Source organism: Mucilaginibacter sp. (genome assembly GCF_028288225.1).
In the GTDB taxonomy this organism is placed as follows: Bacteria; Bacteroidota; Bacteroidia; order Sphingobacteriales; family Sphingobacteriaceae; genus Mucilaginibacter.
The window spans coordinates 15,127-31,455 of record NZ_JAQBOC010000049.1; the positions used below are offsets into that span (position 1 = coordinate 15,127).

At 39.4% G+C, this 16,329-nt stretch carries 14 protein-coding genes; 9 read left to right on the plus strand and 5 right to left on the minus strand.

Features of this window, described 5'->3' with window-relative positions:
• Positions 1–43 precede the first annotated feature (43 nt).
• The gene (locus JWQ54_RS14785; protein WP_367187100.1) at positions 44–826 is read right to left on the minus strand and encodes a zinc dependent phospholipase C family protein; all 783 of its coding nucleotides are present in this window, start codon (positions 824–826) and stop codon (positions 44–46) included.
• Between the two features lie 100 nt (positions 827–926).
• Positions 927–2,600, minus strand: a complete 1,674-nt coding sequence (locus JWQ54_RS14790) for a hypothetical protein (protein WP_299586050.1) — start codon at positions 2,598–2,600, stop codon at positions 927–929.
• Between the two features lie 87 nt (positions 2,601–2,687).
• On the opposite strand from JWQ54_RS14790, the gene JWQ54_RS14795 reads away from it, so the two are divergent.
• Positions 2,688–3,359 carry an HAD family phosphatase gene (locus tag JWQ54_RS14795; RefSeq protein WP_299586052.1) on the plus strand — a complete coding sequence of 224 codons (672 nt, stop codon included), beginning with the start codon at positions 2,688–2,690 and terminating at the stop codon, positions 3,357–3,359.
• A 50-nt stretch (positions 3,360–3,409) separates the two neighbouring features.
• Here JWQ54_RS14795 and JWQ54_RS14800 read toward each other — a convergent pair whose 3' ends face one another.
• From JWQ54_RS14800 to JWQ54_RS14810, 3 genes are all read right to left on the minus strand, one after another.
• Entirely contained in the window at positions 3,410–3,706 is a 297-nt protein-coding gene (locus tag JWQ54_RS14800; RefSeq protein WP_299586055.1) for a hypothetical protein, read from the minus strand.
• On the minus strand, positions 3,688–4,575 hold the full coding sequence (locus JWQ54_RS14805) for a DUF1972 domain-containing protein (RefSeq protein ID WP_367187101.1): 888 nt from the start codon (positions 4,573–4,575) through the stop codon (positions 3,688–3,690). Before JWQ54_RS14805 ends, JWQ54_RS14800 begins: the two co-directional genes overlap by 19 nt.
• Before the next feature lie 304 nt (positions 4,576–4,879).
• Complete coding sequence (locus tag JWQ54_RS14810; RefSeq protein WP_299586058.1) at positions 4,880–5,638, minus strand: class I SAM-dependent methyltransferase; 759 nt, start codon at positions 5,636–5,638, stop codon at positions 4,880–4,882.
• Between the two features lie 208 nt (positions 5,639–5,846).
• Between JWQ54_RS14810 and rpsT the strand changes: the two genes are divergently transcribed.
• The 8 genes from rpsT to JWQ54_RS14850 all read left to right on the plus strand — a co-directional run bounded on the left by rpsT (position 5,847) and on the right by JWQ54_RS14850 (position 16,042).
• On the plus strand, positions 5,847–6,101 hold the full coding sequence (gene rpsT / locus JWQ54_RS14815) for a 30S ribosomal protein S20 (protein ID WP_299586060.1): 255 nt from the start codon (positions 5,847–5,849) through the stop codon (positions 6,099–6,101).
• A gap of 86 nt (positions 6,102–6,187) precedes the next feature.
• Complete coding sequence (radC, locus tag JWQ54_RS14820; protein ID WP_299586062.1) at positions 6,188–6,886, plus strand: DNA repair protein RadC; 699 nt, start codon at positions 6,188–6,190, stop codon at positions 6,884–6,886.
• Positions 6,887–7,086: 200 nt separating this feature from the next.
• Complete coding sequence (gene pheT, locus JWQ54_RS14825; RefSeq protein ID WP_299586064.1) at positions 7,087–9,486, plus strand: phenylalanine--tRNA ligase subunit beta; 2,400 nt, start codon at positions 7,087–7,089, stop codon at positions 9,484–9,486.
• Between the two features lie 123 nt (positions 9,487–9,609).
• The gene (locus JWQ54_RS14830) at positions 9,610–9,900 is read left to right on the plus strand and encodes a hypothetical protein (RefSeq protein ID WP_299586067.1); all 291 of its coding nucleotides are present in this window, start codon (positions 9,610–9,612) and stop codon (positions 9,898–9,900) included.
• A gap of 20 nt (positions 9,901–9,920) precedes the next feature.
• A complete protein-coding gene (locus JWQ54_RS14835) occupies positions 9,921–10,211 on the plus strand; it encodes a cell division protein ZapA (protein ID WP_090473157.1) in 291 nt (96 codons plus the stop codon).
• A gap of 234 nt (positions 10,212–10,445) precedes the next feature.
• On the plus strand, positions 10,446–12,011 hold the full coding sequence (rny, locus tag JWQ54_RS14840; protein ID WP_299586070.1) for a ribonuclease Y: 1,566 nt from the start codon (positions 10,446–10,448) through the stop codon (positions 12,009–12,011).
• Between the two features lie 152 nt (positions 12,012–12,163).
• Positions 12,164–12,706, plus strand: a complete 543-nt coding sequence (locus JWQ54_RS14845; RefSeq protein WP_299586073.1) for a DUF962 domain-containing protein — start codon at positions 12,164–12,166, stop codon at positions 12,704–12,706.
• Between the two features lie 102 nt (positions 12,707–12,808).
• Positions 12,809–16,042 carry a TonB-dependent receptor gene (locus JWQ54_RS14850; RefSeq protein WP_299586075.1) on the plus strand — a complete coding sequence of 1,078 codons (3,234 nt, stop codon included), beginning with the start codon at positions 12,809–12,811 and terminating at the stop codon, positions 16,040–16,042.
• Positions 16,043–16,329 lie beyond the last annotated feature (287 nt).

Sequence of the window (16,329 nt, forward strand, 5' to 3'; positions counted from 1 at the left end):
GTTTATTCAGATCGGGTTGCCCGGCATCAACCCAGGCCGAATATCAGAAACTTCCTACCGAAAGTATGGATGCCCGCATTTGCCGTTCTACCATTCCCTTTAACATTTTTTGATAAGCCGGACTATAGGCAATTGAATAATCAGTAATTTTTCTATTGTTGCGCCGTACCAGGCTGTACTTTTTATCGGCCGGAAAAGTTTTGTTGAGGATACGCTCAAAACGCAATACCGTGTCGACGCTATTAAATGAGGCCCGGCAAATTTTAAAAGCCTTGGTTAGCGGATTTTCGATATAACGGGCCTTGCCGGCATAATACCGATAGCGATCGCCAAACAGCTCTGGTAAGCGGGTTTCCCATAGGCCATGAATGCCAATTTGATCAGTAAGTTGACCATTATAATTCAGGGTAAGATGCAGGGGGACATGCGCATCGGCAACATAATGGCCCAGGTAGGCCGACGCGTTTAGGATGGCGGTAGTATCATGTGCCTTAAATGCCCTTATCAGTCTGTAATACTGGTATTGAATGGCCCAGGGCAGGGTACCATATTTATTCAAAGTATCTGCTGAGTATTTGGCAGCGGCATCCAGCCATTTTTGAGGCATGGCAGTAAAAGGCTTTTTACCATAATGGTCGGCATCAAAAAAATGTCTTGGCGCTTCCAATGTGTCCACGTAACGGCGTTTGTCGGCGCTCACGGCGTGTTGGGTTATATAATCAATATTGCTCCTGTAAAAGGCTGCCATGGCTTTTGGCAGTATGAAAACTGCCAGTCTGTTAATGCGGTAATGTGCAAAGAACCCCCACGACGAACATAATATGATTAAACAGACTCCCGATAAACTCTATATGATGCTTCGCTTCATATAGTAGTAAGCTTTGAGTGATGAGTTTGGAGTTTCTTTACTTTGATCATGGCTAAATTTACAGAGCGTATTTATCCCGTAACTGTATGCTTACTTTATTTGCTTCATCAATAATACTCTCCGGAAAGCCCAGGCCTTTTAAAACGGCTATTCCGTTCCGGTTTTTAAGTAATCCCTCTTTAATTTTATAATCAAACACCAATCGGTCATCGCCGATAAGTTCCTCAAACGAAAAAACCTTATAGTCATGCCCCAGTAGTTCGGCAAGTTCAAGATCATGGGTTGATACAAATACAAAGCTTTTATTCTCAATAAAATAGGAGAGTACCGCTTTTGCGGCCGCAATTCTTTCAATGGTATTGGTTCCTCTGAAAATTTCATCAATAATAACCAGGCTGTTAACAGGTTTACTGGCAGTAGCCTCCATGATGATGTTTTTAACTGATAATGCCTCGGCCTGGAAATAGCTTTTGTGTTCGCCCAGATCATCGCTCATATTAATGCTTGTGAAAATTTTTAGCGGTGGGGCGTTATACACACTTGCAAAACTGGTATTGATAGTTTGCGATAACAGCGCGTTTATAGCGATAGCCCTGATAAATGTGGTTTTACCCGACATGTTTGACCCTGTAACCAAAACTCCTTGTTTGTTATCTATACTGATGGAGTTTGCCACACAATTTTCAATAAGGGGATGATACAGATTTTTTATAACCATGTTTTCGCTACCGGTTAAAAAACGGGGTATGCAATGATGTGGCGAGCCAACCCGTACTGATTGTATGGAGATGGCCATATCAACCCGGGCTACAGCCTTATAAAGCACTTTAATATCATCCAGATACTTGTTAACCCGGCTTATCGAAAAAATAAATATCAACGGTTCAATCAGCAGGAACATCTTTAGCCACTCGGTAATAAGATAGGCGATATCCGTGGGATCAATAGCTGCCTTGTTTTGCAGATTAATGAAACTCAAAGATTTTTTCAGTTTTGCAGTATTAACCAAACTTTTGTTAGTTATCTCATCTTTTTCAAATAAGTGATGATCTGCCAGCCATTTGCCCACATTGTTTAAAATTAAAAGCTGTGGCAACGCATGCGTGTAGTTTATCATTTTGGTTTTATTGCTATAGTGGATAATTACATTGGCAATAAGCAGTATAAAAAGTAATATCAGGGCAAATTGATTAGGAACTATAAATAGGCTGATAATTAACCAAAGCGTTAAAAAAGGAGCTATGCATATATATAAGGTTACAAGCGGTGTAAATAAAGATTTATGCGTTTTACTGAATAACTCAGGAAGATAATAGGCATCAGTGTTGCCTAAGTCGGATAGTTTAAGTTCAGTGAGTTCTCTTAACGTTTGATCCTTATTTATTTGTTCAATTCTTTGTTCGAGCGTGTTGAAATAGGTTTCGGAAATTTCGGGTGAGTGAAGCTTTTTGTACAGATATTGCTGACCAGGTTTAGAGTTGGTACGATCGATATAGCTAAACACATCGTCTATGTCAAGGTCAGTTGCCGTAGCATCTGCTATATCACTTTTGCTGCCGTACGCGGTTAAATAAGCAGCAATCAATTTAAAGCTCCGGTATATATCCTTTGGTTTACCCCATCGTTCTTTTATTTCGGCCAGTTTTTTCTTTTTTAAATGGCTGCTTTTTAAAAAGCCAATTATTAATAATATGATACCAAGAATTAATAAAGCGGGTAACCAATAATGCATATTTAAAAGTAGCATTAAAATTAATAGGAGCGAATGCCTGTTTTAAAGGAATTAGTTTTTACTTTTAAAGTTCTTAAACCATTTACTATGAAAGCCCCTAAGGCATTATTATTTGATCTTGACGGTACATTAATTGATTCTGAGTTTTTTCATTTTGAATGCTGGAACGAGATTTTAACAGAATCGGGTGCTAAATTAACTTATGAAGATTGGCTGAAAAATTATGCCGGCGTGCCATTACCCACCAATGCCGCTCGGCTGGTTGAAAAATATGGCATCGACAAACCACTCCCTCAGATCATTGAACGTCGCGAAAAGCTAACCCTTGAACGTTTAAAAACTAAAGATGTAAACCTGATGCCCCATGTGGCTGATGTGTTGGAGTATTTCCACCAAAATGCTTTAATCCTTGCCTTGGTAACCTCAAGCCCGCGGCAGGATGTGGAAGCTGTTTTTGAAAGGAATGGTTTAGGGAAATATTTTAAACTGATCATTACCCGTACCGAGGTTACCAAAAGTAAACCCGACCCTGAAAGTTACCTGGTGTGTGTAGAAAAGCTAGGTCTGCAAAAAGAGGAGTGCCTTGTTTTTGAAGATACTATCAATGGGGTAAAATCGGCAAAAGCAGCTGGGTTAACTTGTTTTGCCATACAAAGCAATACAGATGAACATGATAAATTAACTATAGCCGATAAGCTATTCCTGGATTTTAAGGAGGTAAAGGATTATCTGGTGAATAATAGACTTATAGCAGCGTAAACCGTTACGCTGCTATAAGTCTTGCTACAATAATATAGCATTTTTATAGATTACTCTAAAGACACTTCTGGTTTAAGCACATCTAATTGATATGCTTTTGCGCCGCGTTGTGATACAATATATTCAAAGTGATTTGCATAAGCGCTTACAATTTTGTCGCAGGTATAAAGTTCAGTTATCTTTTGCTTGTTATTTTCCATCAGCTGTGCATACTGTGGCTCGCTTTTGTTTACAGTAAGTAAATGATGAGCCACATCATCAGCAGTTAAAAAATACACGGCATTAGTATCCAGAACCGCCCGGTTAAATTTATTGTCATTTGAACAGATCAGGCTATTGGATGCCATAGCCTCCAATAATGACGGATTGGTACCCCAACAGTATGGCCATGAAAATATAAATTAGAAAAGTATCTCAGATTATTAAGTTTGCTCAGGTCATAAATACCTCCACAAAACTTAATATTTTCATGGCTGGCAAATTTATTTTTTAAGTGGGTGCCAAAATCATTGTCATTGTTGCCTATAACCAAAAACTTTCGGCCGTTATTGGCTTTAACTACACCATCTAAAATTACTTCTATACTGTTTTCGGGTTCAAACCGGGCAATCAGCATATCATACTGATTGATTTTTAAATCAAACTCATCAGGGAATGTTACATCCGGGTTTTCAAATATTTCGGCGCCATAAGCTATATAAGTCGACTTTTTATTGTACTTATTTTCAATATACTTTTGTATTTCTACAGAATCTGATATTAGAAAGTCACTGTATCTGATAGCCAGCTTTTCTGCAAATTTCAAAAATATTTGCACAGGTTTCGAATATTGGAATCTTGTCCATTCCAATCCATCCATATTAGTAGTAACAACAGCGCTTCTGGGCAAAAGCCAGCCCCAAATTGAACTGCTGGTGTATCCTAATTGAAGAATAACATCAAATCTTTTTTTTCTTAAATCTTTTATGCAGTTATAGTCATATAAAAACTGACTTGCCGTACCTAATTTGTATTCGGGATCATAGCAATGACATATCTCAACTGAATTGCAGGTTTTTTCCTGGTAAGGATGATTGTGCGAATTGTAAACCACTACCTCATAACCCTTTTTTACGAGTCCGGCCGCTAGATATTCGGCACACTGTTCAAATCCTCCGTAATGATTCGGAACTCCTCTGGTTCCAATAATAACTATACGTATAAAATATTTTTTAATAAATTAAAATACACAGACTCTTTCATGGGGTATCTGTATACGTATAGAAGTATCAAAATAGAAGTATCAAAAGGCTGTTTAAAAAAAAACATTTGAACAAAACTAGAATGCGTAATAAATTAATGAAACGAATGAATAATATTTATTATAATATAAAAACTTTGATGTGGGTGTTTGTTTTGAATAGAGAACATGCTAATTGAAGTGCGTTTTGTGGTTATGTTTTTGCTATATTAATAATTATATAGGTTTATTTTAATAAGTTGATAAATTTTGATTTTAACTGAAAATGTATCGCTATTAATCAAAGTTTCCCAACGTAAACTTTGGTGTCATAATTAATGGTAATTATATCATGCTGCTGATATTTATTAAAAAGACTTTTCAAGTCATTGATCATGGGCTCGTATCCAGCCTGGTCTTTAGTAGGCATATAGGAAGATGAAAGCAAGCGCCCTGTTAATCCTTCAAAGTCAAAAACCTGCTTGTTCTGAAATACTTCCAGGCGAAATGGTTTGGGATTAAAAAACGCGCCGATGTGGTTGGCATCAATATTACGGTGATCAAGCTTTACGTATTCCTGGCCGTGTGTAATGATCAGCTGATCATACTCCTTTTCAAATACCGACTCTATTTTTCTTTCGTTCCATATCAGTACAACAATGCCACCTGGTTTTAATATTTTTTTAAACTCAGTTCGGGTATTTTGAGCATTAAACCAGTGGAAAGCCTGCCCGGCAATAACCGTGTCAACACTGCCGGCTTGCAATCCGGTATTTTCTGCTGTGCCATCTACCGCTTTAAAGCCTGAAAATGAATGTAGCAGTTCCATGGCTTTCTCCCGCATTTCGGTGTTGGGTTCAACGGCAATTACCCGGTAGCCAGCATCAAGGAACAAAGTGGTTGATATACCGGTACCGGCACCTACATCTGCTATTAACTTATCTGTTGATAAGGCATAATTATGCTGTAAAAAGTCGATAATTTCGACGGGGTAGTGCGGCCTGTATTTCACGTAATCATCTACCCGGTTGCTGAATCTTTTGGTGCTATCTGTGCTCATACGCTGTTAAATCTATGAAATATAACGTCTGCTTATAAAGTGAAATTACTTTACATTTGCTGTAAATTGGTGTACCAGATTGAGAAGTAACCTTTTGAATAGTTTAAATACATATTTTAAATTTGAAAAAGCACTTGCATATTTAAATTTATCACCCTATATTTGCAGTCCTTAAAATAAATAGAAAAAAGAATAACAAAGCTATACAATGGCAAATCATAAATCATCTTTAAAAAGAATCAGGTCAAACGCTGCGAAGCGTCTGCGTAACAGGTACCAGGCTAAAACAACCAGGAACGCTATTAAAAAATTAAGAGGCACAACCACTAAAGCTGATGCAAGTGCACTTTTAGTTAAAGTGATCTCTATGTTAGACCGTTTGGCTAAAAAGAATGTTATTCACAAAAATAAAGCTTCGAACAATAAATCAAAGCTTACTAAATTTGTTAATGGCTTAAGCTAATTGTAGCTACAAAATATTAAAAGGGGATTGTACCGCAGGTATGATCCCCTTTTTTGTTTGCTGTTTTTTTTCCATAATTTAATGCCGTGGAAAACTATAACGACAAGATCAGCATCAAAGCCTGGGCCGAAGAGGATCGTCCACGCGAGAAGCTGAGCACCCAGGGCAGACGTGCGCTAACCGATGCCGAACTGATAGCCATACTAATTGGCTCGGGCAGCCGAACCGAAAGCGCAGTGGAGTTAAGCAAACGCATCCTGCACCATTATGAAAACGATCTGAACAAGCTGGGCAAAGCATCTATCAGCGAACTTTCTAAATTTAAAGGAATAGGAGAGGCCAAAGCTATATCTATCATAGCAGCTCTGGAGATAGGCCGCCGCCGCAACGAAACTGAAACCAAGGCTATTGAATACATCAACAGCAGCCGTGATGCCTACAACATCATGCGTAGGCATCTGATTGATCTGAACCATGAGGAATTTTGGATCATACTGGTAGGGAGTTCACAAAAAGTACTCTCCAAAGAGCTGGTAAGTAAAGGCGGGTTGTCAGCTACTGTAGCCGATCCGAAGATTATTTTCCATATGGCGCTGCAACAACAGGCCAGCGGTATCATACTGGTGCATAATCATCCCTCAGGTAACCTGAAACCAAGTCACCAGGACATTGACCTCACCAAAAAGATAAGTGCCGCGGGGCGCATGCTGGACATTCACATCCTCGACCACTTGATACTGACCGATGCTGGATATTATAGCTTTGGCGATGAGGGGATGTTGTAGATGTGCAAATGTGTGGATTATGGATGTACAGATGATGAATTTCAAATGTGCAGATGATAAACTAAGCCTGACAAATAAATCAATCCGGAAATTTTCAAATCATTTGCACATCTGTAATCTGCATATCTGCACATTTGTAATCTGCACATCTTTCACCTTTCAGCCTAAATCGTATCTTTGCCGATTATCATTTCTGAATAATGAAGATATCGTATAACTGGCTTAAAGAATTTATTGATACCGATAAAACTCCCCAGGAGATTTCTATAATCTTAACCGGTACCGGTTTGGAGGTGGAGAGCCTGGAAAAAGTACAACCCATCCCCGGCGGATTAGAAGGCCTGGTGATAGGGTACGTAAAAGAATGTACAGACCACGCCAATTCAGATCATCTGCATGTAACCAAGGTTGATGTTGGCGGTCCGGAAGATCTACAGATTGTTTGCGGCGCTGCTAACGTAGCCGCCGGGCAAAAAGTAGTGGTGGCAACCGTTGGTACTACTGTATATCCCGTAACAGGCGAACCATTTGCCATCAAAAAATCAAAAATACGTGGTGAAGCATCCGAAGGGATGATCTGCGCCGAGGACGAGATAGGCTTGGGTACTGATCATGCCGGTATCATGGTGCTTGATGCTGATGCCCCTGTAGGCGCTTTGGCTAAAGACTACTTTAAACTGAACGACGATTATATGTACGAGATAGGTTTAACCCCTAATCGTGCCGATGCCGCATCGCATTTAGGTACCGCCCGTGATGTTGCCGCGTTTTTAAAGATTGGTGTCACCAAACCCGATATTAGCGCATTTAAAGTTGCTAATAACAGTCGCCCAATTGCCGTTGTGGTGGAGAATGAGCAGGCAGCCCTGCGTTTTTCAGGCGTTACCATTAGCGGAGTTCAGGTTAAGGAATCACCTAAATGGTTAAAAGAAAGATTAGCAGTAATTGGTATTCGTTCCATTAACAACATTGTGGATGTTACGAATTATGTACTGCATGAATTAGGTCAGCCATTGCATGCTTTTGATGCCGACGAAATAAAGGGTAATACAATATTTGCTAAAAACTATCCCGAAGGAACGCTTTTTAAAACCCTTGATGATGTAGAGCGCAAACTATCTGAGCATGATCTGATGATTGGTAATACTGAAGAGCCTATGAGTATTGCCGGTGTTTTTGGTGGTATCCACTCCGGTATTAAAGCATCAACCAATACCATTTTTATTGAAAGCGCTTATTTTAATTCGGTATCTATCCGTAAAACTGCTAAAAGACATGGCTTAAAAACGGATGCATCGTTCAGGTTTGAGCGCGGTACAGATCCGGATATGACGGTGTTTGCCCTAAAGCGTGCCGTCTTGCTGATACAGCAGGTTGCCGGTGGCGAGGTGTCATCTGATATAGTTGATCATTACCCTGTTCCGGTTGCACCATTTGCTTTTGATGTAAGTTATAGCAACATTCACAGGTTGATAGGCAAGGATATTCCACATGGAGAGATTAAGGAGATTATTGAAGCTTTGGATATTAAAGTAGTTGGTGAAACAGCTGCTGGTCTTTCACTACAGGTACCGCCCTACCGTGTTGATGTAACCCGCGAGGTTGATATTGTAGAAGAAGTACTGCGTATTTACGGCTACAATAATATCGAAATACCAGTGCAGGTAAGGGCATCACTCAATACATCACAAAGGCCTGATAAGGATACGGTACAAAACCAGCTTTCTGATTTGCTTACGGCCAATGGATTTAATGAGATCTTATCAAACTCATTAACCAAGTCGGCTTATTCGGATAATTTGGATATTGCGGTAAAAATTCTGAACCCGCTGAGCAGTGATCTGGATGTGATGCGCCAAACCATGCTATACTCTGGTCTGGAAGCTATTGCCTACAATCAGAACCGCCGTGCTGCCGACCTGAAATTTTACGAGTTTGGCAAGGTTTACAGTGTAAAGGATGATAAATACAGTGAGGTACAACGTTTTTCGATATTCATTACCGGTGCTAACGCAGCCGAACAATGGAATCAGAAGCCAAAACCAGTATCGTTCTATAATCTGAAGGCTATTGTTGATGGTATTTTAGAGCGCCTAAACATTACCGGTCATGTAGTAGAAGATGCTACCTGCAAAAAACTGGCTTTCGGACTGCAGTATATGCTTAATGGTAAACAGCTGGTTAAGTTTGGCCCGGTGGCTGCAATTGCTTTGAAAAAGGCCGATATGGATAAAGAGGTATTTTATGCCGATTTTAATTTCGATCTGGTATTAACAGCGGTGCGCAAAAATAAGATCGTTTACCAGGAGGTTTCTAAATTCCCGGCAGTAAGGCGCGATCTTTCCATGTTGATAGATAAAAGCGTTTCTTTTGGCCAGTTAAAACAAATTGCTCAGAGAACGGAGCGTAAGTTATTAAAGGAGGTTAGTGTATTTGATGTTTACGAAGGCGACAAACTGCCGGAGGGTAAAAAATCATACGCCCTGAGTTTCATTATTCAGGATATTGAAAAAACCCTGACCGATAAAGCGATTGACAGCATTATGCAGAAATTAATTTATAACTTAGGTAAAGAAGCCGGAGCCGAGATAAGAAAATAAGAAGTGGATAGTGAGTTACTGAATTATTGAGTAAATAGGTAAGTTTGTAAATCTTTAAGTTAATAATTCAATAAATAATTAATTCACTAAATCGCTAATTCAATAATTCACTAATTAAAAGAAATGCCTTCTGTAGGAGAACAATTAAATAAGATTGTAGATAAAACCGAGCGGTTAATTGAGCTGTGTGCTGCTTTACAGGAGGAAAATGATCTGCTAAAACTGGAAAGCGAAGCCCTGACCGTGGCGCTTGATGCAAGTAAAGGAAAGACAAAAGAACTGGAAGAAAAGCTTCGTGTATTGAAACTTGCTAAGTCTTTTTCAGAAACAAATGAAAAAAGTCTTGATATAAAGCAAAAAATTAACGACTTTGTGCAAGAAATAGATAAGTGTATTGTATTATTGAAGAAATAGTACAAAAAGTGAAAAGCTCAATGGGAGAAATCTCAATAAAAATAAATATTGCTGACAGAGTTTACCCGTTAAAGGTAAACATGGAGGAGGAAGAAATAATACGCAGGGCGGCTAAACTAATTAATGACCGGATAAAGGAGTATCAGGAAAATTATGCGGTGAGGGATAAACAGGATCTGCTTTCAATGGCGGTATTGCATTATGCAACATCATCGTTAAAAGCGGAGAAGAAAGTTACCGTTGAAGATACTGATATAGCCGAAAAGGTTTACCAATTAGATCATTTGTTGTCTGAATTTTTCTCAAAGTAATAAACGTTCTTTACATATACAGAGCACATTTAAGATTTAGCCGCAGTTAAATTTTAGGTTTCACTATTAAAAACTTAACGCTTCAATATTAAGCGGGTCAAAGAGGCATGCGTTACTATTAGTATTAACGTAACCCATGATTCCAATATCCGAAATGAAGTTTTTAAAATACATGATACTTAAAAGTTAGTTGCGGTTTTTTTATTTATATATAACCTTACACCCTAAAAGAAGATGGACGTATTATTATACATTATTATCGGGCTGCTGGTCGGTGCCATTGTTGGCATTGTCATCGGCCGTTTCCTGTTGCGAAAGCTATTCAAAGACCAGGAAACCTCGGCACAGAACAAAGTGAAAAAAATATTAAAGGATGCTGAAAACAACGCCGAAATCCTGAAGAAGAATAAATTACTGGAAGCCAAAGAGAAGTTTTTACAAATGAAGGCTGAACATGAGCAGGAAGTAACCACTAAAAATAACAACATCAACCAACGCGAAAACGGCGTTAAGCAAAAAGAACAGTCGTTAAATCAACGCCTGGAAAACATGAACCGCAAGGAGAGTGAACTTGACGGTACCCGCAAAAATCTGGAAAAACAAACGGAGATTGTTGTTAAAAAACAGGAAGAAGTTGAAGTGCTGAAAAACTCGCATGTACAGCAGCTGGAAACCATTGCAGGCTTATCAGCCGATGATGCAAGGAACCAGTTGGTTGATACCTTACGCGAAGAAGCCCGTACCAAAGCCATGATCCAGATAAAGGATATTGTGGACGAGGCCAAACTTACCGCTACTAAAGAAGCTAAAAAGATAGTTATACAAACTATACAACGTACCGCTACCGAAAGTGCTATTGAAAATACGGTATCTATTTTCAACATCGAGAATGATGAGATCAAGGGCCGTATTATTGGTCGCGAAGGCAGAAACATCCGCGCGTTGGAAGCAGCTACTGGCATTGAGATCATTGTAGATGACACGCCTGAGGCTATTATCTTATCAGGTTTTGACCCGGTTAGACGCGAAATTGCCAGATTGGCCATGCACCGCCTGGTAACTGATGGTCGTATACACCCTGCCCGTATTGAGGAGGTTGTTGCCAAAACCAAAAAGCAAATTGAAGAAGAAATAGTAGAAATAGGCGAGCGTACTGTGATTGACCTGGGTATACATGGTTTACACCCGGAGCTGATCCGTATGGTTGGTCGTATGCGTTACCGTTCATCATACGGGCAAAATCTGTTACAACACTCACGTGAGGTCGCAAACTTTTGTGCTACGATGGCAGCAGAGCTTGGTCTGAATGTTAAAATGGCTAAACGCGCTGGTCTGTTACATGATATTGGTAAAGTACCAGATGATAACCCAGAATTGCCACACGCAATTTTAGGTATGCAACTGGCCGAAAAATATAAGGAGCATCCAGAAGTTTGCAATGCCATAGGCGCTCACCACGATGAAATTGAGATGACCTCTATGTTGTCACCAATAATTCAGGCTTGTGATGCTATTTCAGGTGCCCGTCCGGGTGCACGCCGCGAAGTAGTTGAAAGCTACATTAAACGTTTAAAAGAATTGGAAGAGCTTGCACTTTCATATCCAGGTGTCGAAAAAACATTTGCTATACAAGCCGGCCGTGAGTTACGTGTAGTGGTTGAAAGCGAAAAAATAACCGATGCGCAATCAGAGGTTTTAGCTGCAGATATCTCTAATCGTATCCAAACCGAAATGACCTATCCTGGTCAGATCAAGGTTACCGTGATCAGGGAAACCAGGTCAGTAGCATTTGCCAAGTAACGAGGAAAGAGTTAAGAATCAAGAGCCAGGATCTATCAAATCCTGGCTCTTTTTATTTATTGTTTTTTAGTACGCAATTCTTTTTTGTTTTTCCGGTCGTGGCTCTTGTTTCTTGACTCTTGATTCTTTTCTCCATATATTAGATTAAAATTATGGCCTTAAATAAAACATCAGATACTCCACAAAGTAGTGCAGGCGATGCTAACAACATTCGCCCGGTTGATGTTTATTTTGCCAAATATGCCGAAAGCCATCAAAACGGAACCAATGAAGCTATACATTTTATCTGCATCCCGCTTATAGTATTCAGTTTGCTCGGGTTAGTTTGGTCAATCCCATTTCCATATCTCAATTTTTTAGGTAGTTATAATGGTGTGTTTAACTGGGCCTCGTTTTTAATAGCCTTTAGTCTTTACTTTTACCTCAGACTTTCGCCCGTATTGTCGTACCTGATGCTTTTTATACTATTTGGCTTTAGTTACCTGATCATACTACTGGAAAAGTGGCATAGCAACGGTGGCCCTGCGCTATGGCAAGTTAGTTTAGCGATATTTTTTATATCATGGATAGGGCAATTTATAGGGCATAAAATTGAAGGTAAAAAGCCTTCGTTTTTTGACGATATTAAATTTTTGTTAATTGGCCCCATCTACCTTCTTCATTTGGTACTTAAAAAATTTTCGATTAAGTATTGATCATTGACTTTTACTTAATGTTAACAAAGAGGATTAAATATAATCCTGTGTTAACATACTGTTAATATTGTAGCTGAACCTTTGTGTTTTAAAAACACACAAATGAAAAAGCTTTACTTTATCCTTTTATCAATGCTGATTATAGGGGTTGCAAATGTTGCCAAGGCGCAAATTACAACCTCATTAATAAGCGGAAAAGTTACTGACCAGAAAGGTGTTACGCTGCCTGGCGTAACCATTACCGTACTTAATACAAGTACAGGAACACGTTACGGCGCACAATCCAACGCCGATGGTCGTTATACCATAGCTAACGTTAACCCAGGTGGTCCTTACATCATCTCTGCTTCTTTTGTAGGGTTTAAAAAAGATGAAAGGTCAAATATTAATTTAAGTTTAGGTACTACCACCTTTAACTTTACGCTGGCCGATGAAACCACAAGCTTAAAGGAAGTAAAAGTTACAGCTAATTCAGGTGGTACAAGAACTGGTGCAAGTACCCGCATCAATCAAAACCAGATCCGTACAGCTCCTTCAATAAACCGCAGTTTGCAGGATCTGACCAGGAATACCCCTCAAAGTAACAATAACTCATTTCAGGGAACCAACTACCGTTATAATAACGTAACCCTTGATGGTGCCATTAATAATGACGCGATTGGTTTTAGCCCATCATTGGGTGGCCAGAACAACGCATCAGGCCAGGTTGGTAGCAGTACCCGTACAAGCCCGGTATCATTAGATGCGATACAGGATATCCAGGTATTGGTTGCTCCTTATGATATTAAAATTGGTAACGTATTGGGTGGTAGTATCAACGCGGTGACCCGTAGTGGTACCAATGATTTTACCGGTTCGGTATACGGGTTTGGCCGTGGCGCATTTATGGTAGGCCCAAACAATGCCAAAGCTGCTTCTGGTGGTGATGGCTCAAAATTGCCTTCAGACTTTCATGATTACCAAACAGGTATCCGTGTAGGTTTCCCGATCATTAAAAATAAATTATTCTTCTTTACTAACGAAGAAATTGCTCGCAGACAAGATCCTGTAATCGCTGCTGCCGGTACTAATGGTTCTAAAAATATCCTTAGCCTACAAGATGCACAGAATTTAGCTACTGCATTTAAAAACTATTATGGTCAGGATCCCGGCACCTACGGTAATACTACCATTTTTTCAAATTCAAACAAGTTCTTTAACCGTTTGGACTGGAATATTAATGATAACAACCAGTTAACCATTCGTAATAATACCATCATTTCAAAAGCAACAAACTTAGAGCGCGATCAGCAAAACTTCCGTTTTAGCGGTATCGATTATACCTCACACAATAATTCCACTTCAACAGTGGCTGAGTTAAAATCAAGGTTCTCTAACAGCGTGAGCAATAGCTTGGTATTAGGTTATTCAAACGTACATGATTACCGTGATCCTAACTCAGATCCGTCATTGCCGCAGATTGAGATCACCGGCCGTACTCCGGGAACCACTATATTTATGGGTACCGACCGTGAGGCTGCTATTTTTGATATGCATCAGAAAACCGCAGAATTTACTGATAACTTAACATGGACAAAAGGTAAGCATACCTTCACTTTTGGTACCCACAATGAGTTTTATAATATCACGTATAACTTCGTAAACTCATGGAATGGCCGTACTGCTTATAGCAGCATTGATAATTTTCTTGCTCAGCAACCAAGCCGTGTACGTTATAATGGTAATTATACTAATAACAGCCGTGATTATATTTTAGCTAACCCATCGGCTCAGTTTAAAGTTAACCTGGTGAGTTTATATGGTCAGGACGAAATTCAGGTAACTGATAATTTCAAATTAACAATAGCCTTACGTGCTGATTATGCAGGTGTGCCAAACAAGCAACCATTGAGCGATAAAACAATTAACGCTCCAGTCGATCCGAACTATGGTAATACCTTTACCTATACTAAACCAAAGGACATCAAACAAAATTACCTGGGTAACATAGAGTGGAATCCGCGTATGTCATTTAACTATGATATTAATGGCGATCAAAGCGTTGTTTTACGTGGCGGTAGCGGTTTCTTTACGGGGCGTGTTCCGTTTGCATGGTTTGGTTACGCGTTTTATAACAATGGTAATACTTACGGTGCTTATGATAACAAAACACCGGCTGTAGGCGTACCTAAAACTCCTGCCTTCAATCCAAGTGGTTCTACACAGGTTGATATGATCGATAATAACTTTAAAATGCCACAGGTTTGGAGAAGCAGTTTAGCTGTTGATTATACAACTGATGATCAGTGGAAATTCACAGCCGAAGGCATTTACACCAAGGTTATTCATGATTTAAAATTTCAACAGGTAAATACTGTCGATCAGGTAACTTATTACCCGTATGATACACAACACCAGCAGCCAATATTTGTTAATAAACCTGTTAATACTTCATATACTAATGCTTACTTATTATCAAACACAAGCGAGGGTTATCGTTATAGCGCAACTGGTCAAGTAGCTAAATTTACACAGTTTGATGCAATCAATGCTTTAAATGTTTCAGTTGCCTATACTTATGGTCATTCAAAAGATGTTACCAATGGTATCCGTAACTCGATGGAATCAAACTGGCAGTTGAACCAGGCTTTAAATCCAAATAATCCTGGACTGGCAAATTCAAACTTTGATATCCGTAACCGTATCGTATCAAACGTTAACTTTAAACATGATTGGGATGCTGCTAAAAATTATACAGCTAACTTCTCTTTCTTCTTTAGCGCGCAATCAGGTAACCCATATACTTATGGTTTTTACCCAAGCGCCATTGACGGAACAGGACAACAAGTTAGTTTAGCTTACATACCTAAACGTGGCGAAACCGTTAATTTCTTTACTGATATTCCTGCTTCTGGTACTACCCCGGCTCAAACTGCTGCTCAGCAAGCTGCCGCATTTGACGCTTTTATTGACAAGAGCAAATATCTGTCATCACGTCGTGGCGATTTTACACAACGTAATGCTGCGTTTACACCATGGAATAATCAACTTGATTTCCGTTATACTCAAGACTTTAAATTTGGTGGTAAACACAAACAGATGATCACCTTTACTTATGACATCATCAACCTGACCAACCTGCTGAACAAAAAATGGGGTCAATACTATTTCTCGGCTAATACCTATAATTCAACATCAAGTGTAGGTTTAACCCCTGTTAAGAGTGGTACACCAACATTTGCTAATGCTGCAACAACTTACCCAAAATACACTTTCCAGGATCCTGGAGTACCGTATTCTGTTGATTTGTTTGCTTCACGCTGGCAAATGCAGTTTGGTGTACGTTACAGCTGGTAATACCAAACAAAACTCAACTCAATAATAAAGCCCTGCCGGTTTATCCGAGGGCACTGAAAAAGTGGCTATTTATCAAAAGGGGCTGATTTCAATATTGAAATCAGCCCCTTTTTCTTTGATGTATTCGGATAAGTGGTGGAGAGCATTTTCGTACAGGCGATTCTCAGCAACTCCATTTTACTTGTAAAGCTACCGCTTTAAATTAAAAGGACTTTTTCAGTGCCCTCGTTTATCCGGCGGGGCTTTTTGTTTACAAAAGGGATGACCCGCTGTAATTGCTGATAAAG